The organism is Anabaena sp. CCY 9910, from assembly GCF_963920875.1.
In the GTDB taxonomy this organism is placed as follows: Bacteria; Cyanobacteriota; Cyanobacteriia; order Cyanobacteriales; family Nostocaceae; genus Trichormus; species Trichormus variabilis.
In genome coordinates this window covers 1-7,984 of the sequence record NZ_CAWUDJ010000083.1, presented here as the reverse complement: position 1 = coordinate 7,984, position 7,984 = coordinate 1, and the positions used below count along the sequence as shown (strand labels likewise).

Below are 7,984 nucleotides of genomic sequence, written 5' to 3'. Positions count from 1 at the left end.
ATGAAATAGATTATAAAATCAACCAATGGCGAATTGAGAATATGGGTAAGATGCGTTACAACTTTGGCTTTAATGCAGAGCAAGCTGAGATGCGATCTCAACGAATTTTAGAAAGGCTGGAGTACATATATAATATATTGTATCCCTAAATGACCCATCATCTGGATCTATTTTTCCAGTGTGAGTGTGCTAGACTCGGCGTTCGCTTATTTTTAATTTTTTAATCTGAAAATTTAATTAACCTTTACAGACTTACAACCTAATCTTCATCGGCTAATTTAAAAATGTGAAACTTGCGCGAAAATAATGATTTTTATGCAGTTATAGCCACGGTCATATAATTTACGTACAACTACTCATGTTATTTTTATTTTTCTAAAGTAAAAAATAGATATACATAAAAATGTTGATGAAAATAAGTTTATAAAAGCTATGAAAAAAATACTTTTATTAGCGATGTTGTCTGCTATCCCAAGCATTATTTTTTCCAGTCCCTCTTGGGCTTCTGTTTATATCCAATATTCCAATAAGGACTCGGACAAACATGTAATGAAAGTCCAGATGGATGGTTCAACGAAAGAAGTTACATTCAATGGTCGTACGACTGGAGCCGCAACGATACAAGGTAGCGGTAGATCTGCTGTCATTGAAACATCTTGTGGAAAAGTCGAAGTCAAAGATGACTCTAAAATCGAAATCAAAGACGGCTGTATCAAAGTATTATAAGTAAATTAAACCCGATCTATGACGAAACCTGGAGCTTTTTTAACGATTGAAATGCGTCATTTCGACATCAGGTAGACGTTATTCTAATCAATCGTTAAAACTCCATTAATTATCCAAAATCATATTTATATGATGTCGTATCTGTTGTCTGAAATACATGGATTATACGTTCTATTCTCTCGCTCATAAAAGCTAAATCTTCTTGTTCTAAAGTATAAGAATGTAAACAAATCAATTCTTCTACAATTTTAGGAACATCTTCTGCTGAGACGACATTTAAATACCCGTCATGAAAATGACTGATTAATTGTAAACCAAGAGACTTACAAGCCGGCAACCAAAATTGATAAAATATTTCCCTAGTTGCAACAGGAATCACCTCATAATTCCCGGTATTAATTTGGAGAATTCCCATCTCTATTGTCATCTCATTATGTCGTAATATTTCAGACTCAAATCTATTGAAAATTATATAATTACTGCGTTGGTTGCCAAATACAGCAGATTTCGTGATTATGAGGTACAAATTATCATCATGAAACTCTTGTGGGGTGGCATATTGCCCGCCCAAAGTGTACATCATTACGCCGGAAAGTGCTGTATATTCAAGAATTATGCAGGCTGGATTACATACATCATATTAAGAGCCATAATTACATTTACTATCGCTAAACTGAGCAAATTCACTCTGATATTTTTCAGGACTATATAACGGTGCTGCTTGCTGTGTTGTAATTTTTTTCAAGCAGATTAAGCGATAAATTTCCAATCTACCATATGTACTAATTGGATTGGCTCCATTTTCTTGAGCTTTACCTTCAATTGCTACTTTTTTGTACCAAAACAAAGCCTTTTCTATATCTATTGGAGTACCCAAACCTTGCTCGTACATCTGACCAATTTTTTGCCAAACAAAGGCATTATCACTATTAATGAGAACCGCTAAGGCTTCTGTGTAACGTTTGGCTTCGTAGAGCGCATCACCATATTTGTGTATTACCCAGTTATTATTAGGAGTTAATATATATATTTGGCGTAGAGATTCAAGATAATTCCCAGCATTTTTTGGGATTGTTCGCAAGTTGATGAATTTTACACTTGGGTCGCTAAAAGCAACAAATTCCATCAGGGTTTCGGACAATAATTTTCCAGAAGATGTTTCCTTGGCTTTATGCAGCCATTTGCTAGCTTCATTTTCATCTTTTTGTAAACCCATCAATCCAGAAAAATAGGCTCTGTAGAGAAAATATGCAGCAGGTGCATAATCAAGCTCGGCTGATTTGTGATACCATTTCAAAGCTGATTGGCGATCACTCTGTTTTTTAATGCCAAATTCTTCCAAATTGTAGGTTTTTGCCAGCCAGTAACAAGCAACTGCATCATTTCTATCGGCTAAGGGTTGTAGCCGTTTGCGGAGAGCGATCGCTTTTTGGTGGTTAAATTTACCAAATTCAAAAATCTGATTAAATTCGGTAATTTCTGCTGGTGAAATTTGAGTTTTTAAGGGATATTTTTCTGATTGAAGTTCTACTTTATAAGTTGTTTTGGCATCAATATATCCATATTTCCCGTTGATTTTTACATCCCATAACTGGGGTAATGAATTCTCTTTTGTAGACTTAACTGTGATAGAAGATATTGATTGATGAGTATCACTAGATATAGATGGAGTTGAAAACAATGTTATCTCAGTTATCGCTACTAGCAAAATCAAGGTATGGTGAATATGAGATTTCATATTTGTGACTGAATAGGTAGTAATGTCACTTATCCATAACTCAAAACTAGCTTAATTGTCATCCCTAAAAATCATCGGATACACGAAACCAATACCAATCACCGTACAAGTAAAATACTTGGTAATTAGCAGTACCAAATGGACTTCCTTCACTATTCGGTTGATGGACAAAACCATAGGATATGGTATCAGGACTTAGACCATCACCATCCCAGAAGACACGAAAATATACACCACCACGAGAATCCATAGCGTATTCATCAACTTCATATAAACCGAGTTTGCGGTTTAATTTGATATTTCCTTTTGCAGAAATAGGAAGTTGTACCCGAACTTGTTCAAACGCCGATTGCGATATCATAAATGCTAAACGACGCGGTATATAGAACTTGAGCAGGACATAACAAACTAAAACTATCCCTGCAATGATAGCAACTTCTCTCCAGGGTACAAAAGTTTGCCTTCTAAGTCTAATACTTTTCAAATCCCGTCTTCCTAAAGTTCTCAATCCCCAGAAGAGAATTGCCAATACTGCAAATGGTACACAAACAATTGACACCAGCATAACTGGAAAAAAGAAACTATTTAATGCACCAGGGTAAATACTGATAATTAGAATTGCGACACCAATCAACAAGGTTATACATATTGCTATTTTGCCAAGTATTTTTATCTGAAGATTATCCATAGTTAATTGAAGATTTTCATCCTAACAAGCATTGCATTATTGCGATAATTTTCCTGAGTTGTGATGCGATTACTTTGGTTTGGGTTCCCAGTTAAAATCATGAGGACAATCGCATTCTTGAGCTTGGTTGCAGTTAATTACCATCATGCTAAAGCAAAAATTTAGGAGAGTCCCGTTATCAAATTTTACTTGTAAATTGCCTGGACTACGAAAACCAGCACCATGATAACCAACAATTTGATACTTAGAGCTTAAGTTTGAGCCATTAAAGAAATATGCTTTAGGGCTGAAGCTATTGTCACCCTTTAAATCATTTAAACAAAAAGCTTTTGTGATATATCTTTGGGCGATAATTTCTGCTTCTTTTGGAGATGGATCACCAATTGCACTGAGAAAGGTATCGGATATTTTGGCAATTTTATGAGCTTTATTACAGTCAACTATATGAGTTTTTAAAAAGTTTACTGGGAAGGCAAAACGTAATAAACAATAAATTAAACCTAGTGTTAGAATTCTAATAATCAAGATTGGAGTAAGTTTTTTCATTGATGCCAAGGGATAGTGCTGTCCTAACTTTGTGTTGCTGATAGATAAAGTTTGTTCATGAAGTGCTACAGATGATAGTAAGCAAGCTGAATTCTGTATATCGTTCCAAAGAAGACTCTAACAACATCTGGGGTGTATCGGCAACATTCCAACGTACCAATTTATAAAGCTTTTTATCAACAGTTAAAGTAATTGCCTCTTGCTTACTCGGATCGTAAATTAAAGTTTTGCAGTTCATCTTGAGAGAAATTTGCCAGTTTTTAAGTTAATTTTAATCGCAGATGCTGTTGAATTTCGGTTTGCTTCCAAGGGAATCGTTACCCACTCACCAACGCGATCTGGTGAACCAAAAAGACAATCACAATTCAACTTTGTAATTACAAAAGGAGTAAAACCAAGTCTAAATTTTAATTCCCCGTGGTATGTGTCACATCCTGTAGAAGTATCTGGTGGAGAACATGTATAATTGTATAAATATACTGTTGTAGGATAGTCTTTAAATGCCACAGTTTCAATGTTTGGCGCATCAAATCCAGACGATATCAAAATGATAAATGAGACAAACAAAAATAGCACACTCGATAATAATAAATATAGAAAAATAAAAGTTCGCTTTTTTCTAAATGGTAAATCTTGAGGTTTTTTAAATAATAAAAAACCAAAAATAAAACTTAGTAACCATATAATTATAGAAAATAGAAATTTAGCATCTTCCAAAGTTGGAATAGTTGGTAAAAACAGAATTCCGACACCAAGAAATGGGGTAGTCAGAAAAACCAGAAGTTTGAAATTTCGATGATACATTGTCTTGCATTTACTACAATTATTGGCATAACAGCCACCGCCTTTGCGTCCACTGTAAACTGTGGTTAGGTGCTAACTGCCATGTTTTTTCGACTGACTCACCATGAAAACTAAGCCAGAAGCAACAATTTGATAAGGAATGAGCAAAACTGCCCCAGTAATAGCTTTAAAAGTCCACCCAATGCCCATTATCGATCGATAAAGTTTTATTGCTTCGTCTCTGAATTCTGGAGCAATATTTCTGAGTCGGTCTTCGTCTGACCAGCCATTAAAATCAAAACCCAGATAATCAAGCCGCATCTCGGCATATAAATCTGGTAAATATGCCAACAAAGTAACTAGAAGTACGCACGTCATAAAAGAGAGAAAACTGCTTAATAGCAAACTAGTCACATAACCCTTCCGCCTTAACAGAAAGGGCATTGCAAATGGTGTTATTACCATCATTACCAAAATAGAAAAATAAATTGCCGAAGAGATATACTGCATTTTTTTGCTAACTATTTATTCCACAGGCGATAATCACATCATTAATAGTACCTACTGAACTGATTATTAATTTTGATAAGCAGGCAGTTGAGAGTTGGTAAAAGTCATTATCATTAAGATTTTCAGTATTTTAATGATGGTATGCTTCTTTACGTCAAACTATATTAGTAAAATTCGTCGATCGCAGTTTGCTTGTGTACCCGATCGCTCTCTTCCAGGTCTTACCCAAGCTATATCTCGGTCAGAATCCAACGTCATTTGTGTATCTCGCTCTACATCACTTTGAAATCCACCACGGGTTAAAAATCCGGGATTGTTGCGAGGACTGGTAAACATATGATAAACAATTACTGCCTCTGTCCGTCCCCAAAGATATTGTTGCGCTAGGGTGTCCGCGCCCCTCGCATCTCCAACAACAAAACATTCGTTTTGAGCGATCGCGCGATCGATCAAAGGACGGTAATGGATCTCAAATTCTGCTTGAGTTATATCAAGGTGTCCACTGATAAAATTAACAACCCTTTTACTTCTCATCTGCTGGCTTTCCATATCTTCACAACTTTTGCCTATATGCTACAAAAAGTAGTATATAGGCTACACTAAATTTATTCGATTGAACTTGAGTTATGCGAACAATTGTAGTTGGCGATATTCATGGTTGCTATGCAGAATTGCTTCAACTATTAGCCAAAGTAGAAATTACAGAAGAAGATTGTTTAGTCTCCTTGGGGGATATTGTCGATCGCGGGATTGATTCAGTCAAGGTGTATGATTTTCTCAAGAATCGTCCTAATACCATCGTCTTGATGGGTAATCACGAACGCAAACATCTCAGGCAAACTCTTTCTTACTCCCAGGAAATTGTCAAATTACAATTTGGCGACAGCTATGACGAATTTTTAGAATGGATTAGTCATCTACCCTATTATCATGAAACCGAATCGGCAATTTTCGTTCATGCTGCGGTGGAAGATGGTATACCCATCGAGGAACAAAGGGAAGAGGTTTTATGTGGTTGCACTGCGGGTGAAAAACACCTGGGAAAACGCTATGGAGATAGTTCTTGGAGTCAGTTATATACTGGTGTTAAGCCAGTAATTTTTGGTCATCGCGTTGTTGGAGATCATCCCCTCATAATTCCCCAAAAAACCTACGGTATTGATACTGGAGCCTGTCATGGTGGGACATTGACAGCCCTAATTTTACCTAGTTTTGAAATTGTTCAAGTACAAGCAGCTAAAGACTATTGGCAAGAAGAGATAGTTAAATGGCAGTTGCCAGTGATGAAGGCTAAACCCTGGGGTAGTTATAAGTGGGAAAAAATTCAGGCGATTTGTGATGAGTTTAGAAATTCTGCAAATTCAGAATTATCGGCTTTTATTGCCCAGAAGGAACAGTGGATGTACGATTTACTTGCCCTTGCTCCCAAAATAATCTTGAAAGTAGAGGAAAAGCTGGCGGAATTGATTTCTGTTTATGGTAACGATGGGTTCAAAAAACCAGCTCGTTGTTTTAGCTATGCCACCCTACTATATCAAGCTAATGCTAGCAATCTGACAAGCAAATTTCTCCAACAAGCCCTGTCGACACCAGATAAGTGGTTGCAAATCATGAAGGAATTGGAAGTTTAGCCTGGTAACAGGTGTACTTATCCCTAAAGTCCAATTATTAATCCCAATAGAATTGTACCTACTGGACTGATTATTGATTTTGATGATTAAATTTTTACCAAAAGCGATTCTCGTTCCCAGAGGCTGAGTCGCAAGCGACACGCTACGCGTTTACGCAGTATAGCGAAGCTAACGCCAACGCGTAACATCTCCAAAAGGGAAATTGCTTAACACAATCCCACCGATACAAAATAACCACCCCGAAACAAGGCGTAGGGTTAACTAATCATATTTTTAACTCAGTATACATCCTCAGTTCCACTGAAGTAATAAAACGGCAAGTTTTTCTGAATCACTAACTCTACTAGCATTACACCCAGTGGTTCATATTCGTAGTAATATCTAACTTGACTATTGGTTCCAGGAAGTGGTGGTTGAGCGCAGTCTGCACCAGGAGAACCGCAAGTTACCTTCACAGGTATAAGTAAAATTCCTATTCCTAATACAAGTATCAATTGTTTCATTGCTATCGTTTACTCGTATGGCTTTTAATGTGTTCAAAATTACTATACATATTCTGCTCGCATAGTTTTATATGGATAATGTTTAAGTCGCTCGCCTATAAAAATTGGTTATTTTCAGATGGTAGTAGACAGAGCAGTAGTTTCAGTGGTGCAGGGGGGAGAACGGTAGTGTAGAGATACATTTTCTTAGCTCTTAAACATCTCCTGTCTACTGGTTTATCAATCCTTAGTATCTACAATTATGTGCGACTTTGACAAAGGCTTCATTTTATGTACTTGCAAGGACAAAGAAAAACCCATTGTGCATAACAAAAATTCGAGGCGATACAAACAGGAGCAAGCAACGACTCCCAAGGTATATCGATGGTATTTATCTACATTTAAAAGATATAAAAGCGACGACGAGCCGCTTATGGAAGGGCTATACGAACTTCCTGCGGCGGATATAGGCAAAGGACTAACGGACGATTGGGTTTTGCTCAATCTCAATGACAGAAATTGCTTTGATGTTGACTATACACCCCAAGAGGGCGATAACCTTGTCATCCAAGATGCTCATAAGGAATGGGTTTATCTATCTTTTATTTTCCAAAATGGAGGCTGGGAAAGAGGACATTACGACCCATTTGATACTGTCCAAACTTTAACCATGAACGGAGAAGTAAAACAAGTAGGTTCTCTTTCAATCGGTTTCCCCTGCGAGTAGGACTAGGAGAGCGATTTTTTTCGGGGGAGATGGCACTGGGAATACGGTAAGATGACCCAATGTCAGATTCTGAGCAACTTGTCATCTACCAGCTTCATATTTTGGCGTTGCATAATAGAGGGATGAATTGAGGTCATCTACTGTGCAATGTCC

Annotated in this window: 12 protein-coding genes; 3 read left to right on the top strand and 9 right to left on the bottom strand. The window is 36.9% G+C overall.

The window, feature by feature from the left end; genetic code table 11:
• Positions 1–432: 432 nt before the first annotated feature.
• A complete protein-coding gene (locus ACM5QX_RS28945; RefSeq protein WP_190661458.1) occupies positions 433–726 on the top strand; it encodes a hypothetical protein in 294 nt (97 codons plus the stop codon).
• Between the two features lie 109 nt (positions 727–835).
• Here the strand turns inward: ACM5QX_RS28945 and ACM5QX_RS28940 are convergent, their stop codons facing one another.
• From ACM5QX_RS28940 to ACM5QX_RS28905, 8 genes are all read right to left on the bottom strand, one after another.
• On the bottom strand, positions 836–1,309 hold the full coding sequence (locus ACM5QX_RS28940; protein ID WP_242051579.1) for a hypothetical protein: 474 nt from the start codon (positions 1,307–1,309) through the stop codon (positions 836–838).
• Between the two features lie 57 nt (positions 1,310–1,366).
• Positions 1,367–2,407: a tetratricopeptide repeat protein gene (locus ACM5QX_RS28935; protein ID WP_414756662.1), complete on the bottom strand. Its 1,041-nt coding sequence runs from the start codon at positions 2,405–2,407 to the stop codon at positions 1,367–1,369.
• 121 nt (positions 2,408–2,528) lie between these two features.
• Entirely contained in the window at positions 2,529–3,152 is a 624-nt protein-coding gene (locus ACM5QX_RS28930) for a hypothetical protein (protein WP_414756661.1), read from the bottom strand.
• A gap of 69 nt (positions 3,153–3,221) precedes the next feature.
• Entirely contained in the window at positions 3,222–3,698 is a 477-nt protein-coding gene (locus ACM5QX_RS28925; RefSeq protein WP_190981702.1) for a hypothetical protein, read from the bottom strand.
• 55 nt (positions 3,699–3,753) lie between these two features.
• Complete coding sequence (locus tag ACM5QX_RS28920) at positions 3,754–3,936, bottom strand: hypothetical protein (RefSeq protein WP_414756660.1); 183 nt, start codon at positions 3,934–3,936, stop codon at positions 3,754–3,756.
• Positions 3,933–4,502, bottom strand: a complete 570-nt coding sequence (locus tag ACM5QX_RS28915; protein ID WP_414756659.1) for a hypothetical protein — start codon at positions 4,500–4,502, stop codon at positions 3,933–3,935. The genes ACM5QX_RS28920 and ACM5QX_RS28915 overlap by 4 nt, the downstream gene beginning before the upstream one ends.
• 72 nt (positions 4,503–4,574) lie before the next feature.
• Entirely contained in the window at positions 4,575–4,991 is a 417-nt protein-coding gene (locus ACM5QX_RS28910) for a hypothetical protein (protein ID WP_414756658.1), read from the bottom strand.
• 159 nt (positions 4,992–5,150) lie between these two features.
• Positions 5,151–5,540, bottom strand: coding sequence for a hypothetical protein (locus tag ACM5QX_RS28905; RefSeq protein ID WP_414753956.1), 390 nt, complete (start codon positions 5,538–5,540; stop codon positions 5,151–5,153).
• A 77-nt stretch (positions 5,541–5,617) separates the two neighbouring features.
• Between ACM5QX_RS28905 and ACM5QX_RS28900 the strand changes: the two genes are divergently transcribed.
• Positions 5,618–6,622, top strand: a complete 1,005-nt coding sequence (locus tag ACM5QX_RS28900; protein ID WP_414756657.1) for a metallophosphoesterase — start codon at positions 5,618–5,620, stop codon at positions 6,620–6,622.
• A gap of 278 nt (positions 6,623–6,900) precedes the next feature.
• On the opposite strand, the gene ACM5QX_RS28895 is transcribed toward ACM5QX_RS28900, so the two are convergent.
• Positions 6,901–7,125, bottom strand: a complete 225-nt coding sequence (locus tag ACM5QX_RS28895; protein WP_414756656.1) for a hypothetical protein — start codon at positions 7,123–7,125, stop codon at positions 6,901–6,903.
• A 412-nt stretch (positions 7,126–7,537) separates the two neighbouring features.
• Here ACM5QX_RS28895 and ACM5QX_RS28890 point away from each other — a divergent pair, with 412 nt between their 5' ends.
• A complete protein-coding gene (locus ACM5QX_RS28890) occupies positions 7,538–7,831 on the top strand; it encodes a hypothetical protein (RefSeq protein ID WP_414756655.1) in 294 nt (97 codons plus the stop codon).
• Positions 7,832–7,984: the final 153 nt, after the last annotated feature.

Excerpts from the sequence above, each read along its gene's own strand:
- ACM5QX_RS28945 (WP_190661458.1), top strand. The coding sequence starts at position 433 with ATGAAAAAAATACTTTTATTAGCGATGTTGTCTGCTATCCCAAGCATT.
- ACM5QX_RS28940 (WP_242051579.1), bottom strand. The coding sequence starts at position 1,309 with ATGATGTACACTTTGGGCGGGCAATATGCCACCCCACAAGAGTTTCAT.
- ACM5QX_RS28930 (WP_414756661.1), bottom strand. The coding sequence starts at position 3,152 with ATGGATAATCTTCAGATAAAAATACTTGGCAAAATAGCAATATGTATA.
- ACM5QX_RS28925 (WP_190981702.1), bottom strand. The coding sequence starts at position 3,698 with ATGAAAAAACTTACTCCAATCTTGATTATTAGAATTCTAACACTAGGT.
- ACM5QX_RS28920 (WP_414756660.1), bottom strand. The coding sequence starts at position 3,936 with ATGAACTGCAAAACTTTAATTTACGATCCGAGTAAGCAAGAGGCAATT.
- ACM5QX_RS28915 (WP_414756659.1), bottom strand. The coding sequence starts at position 4,502 with ATGTATCATCGAAATTTCAAACTTCTGGTTTTTCTGACTACCCCATTT.
- ACM5QX_RS28910 (WP_414756658.1), bottom strand. The coding sequence starts at position 4,991 with ATGCAGTATATCTCTTCGGCAATTTATTTTTCTATTTTGGTAATGATG.
- ACM5QX_RS28905 (WP_414753956.1), bottom strand. The coding sequence starts at position 5,540 with ATGGAAAGCCAGCAGATGAGAAGTAAAAGGGTTGTTAATTTTATCAGT.
- ACM5QX_RS28900 (WP_414756657.1), top strand. The coding sequence starts at position 5,618 with ATGCGAACAATTGTAGTTGGCGATATTCATGGTTGCTATGCAGAATTG.
- ACM5QX_RS28895 (WP_414756656.1), bottom strand. The coding sequence starts at position 7,125 with ATGAAACAATTGATACTTGTATTAGGAATAGGAATTTTACTTATACCT.
- ACM5QX_RS28890 (WP_414756655.1), top strand. The coding sequence starts at position 7,538 with ATGGAAGGGCTATACGAACTTCCTGCGGCGGATATAGGCAAAGGACTA.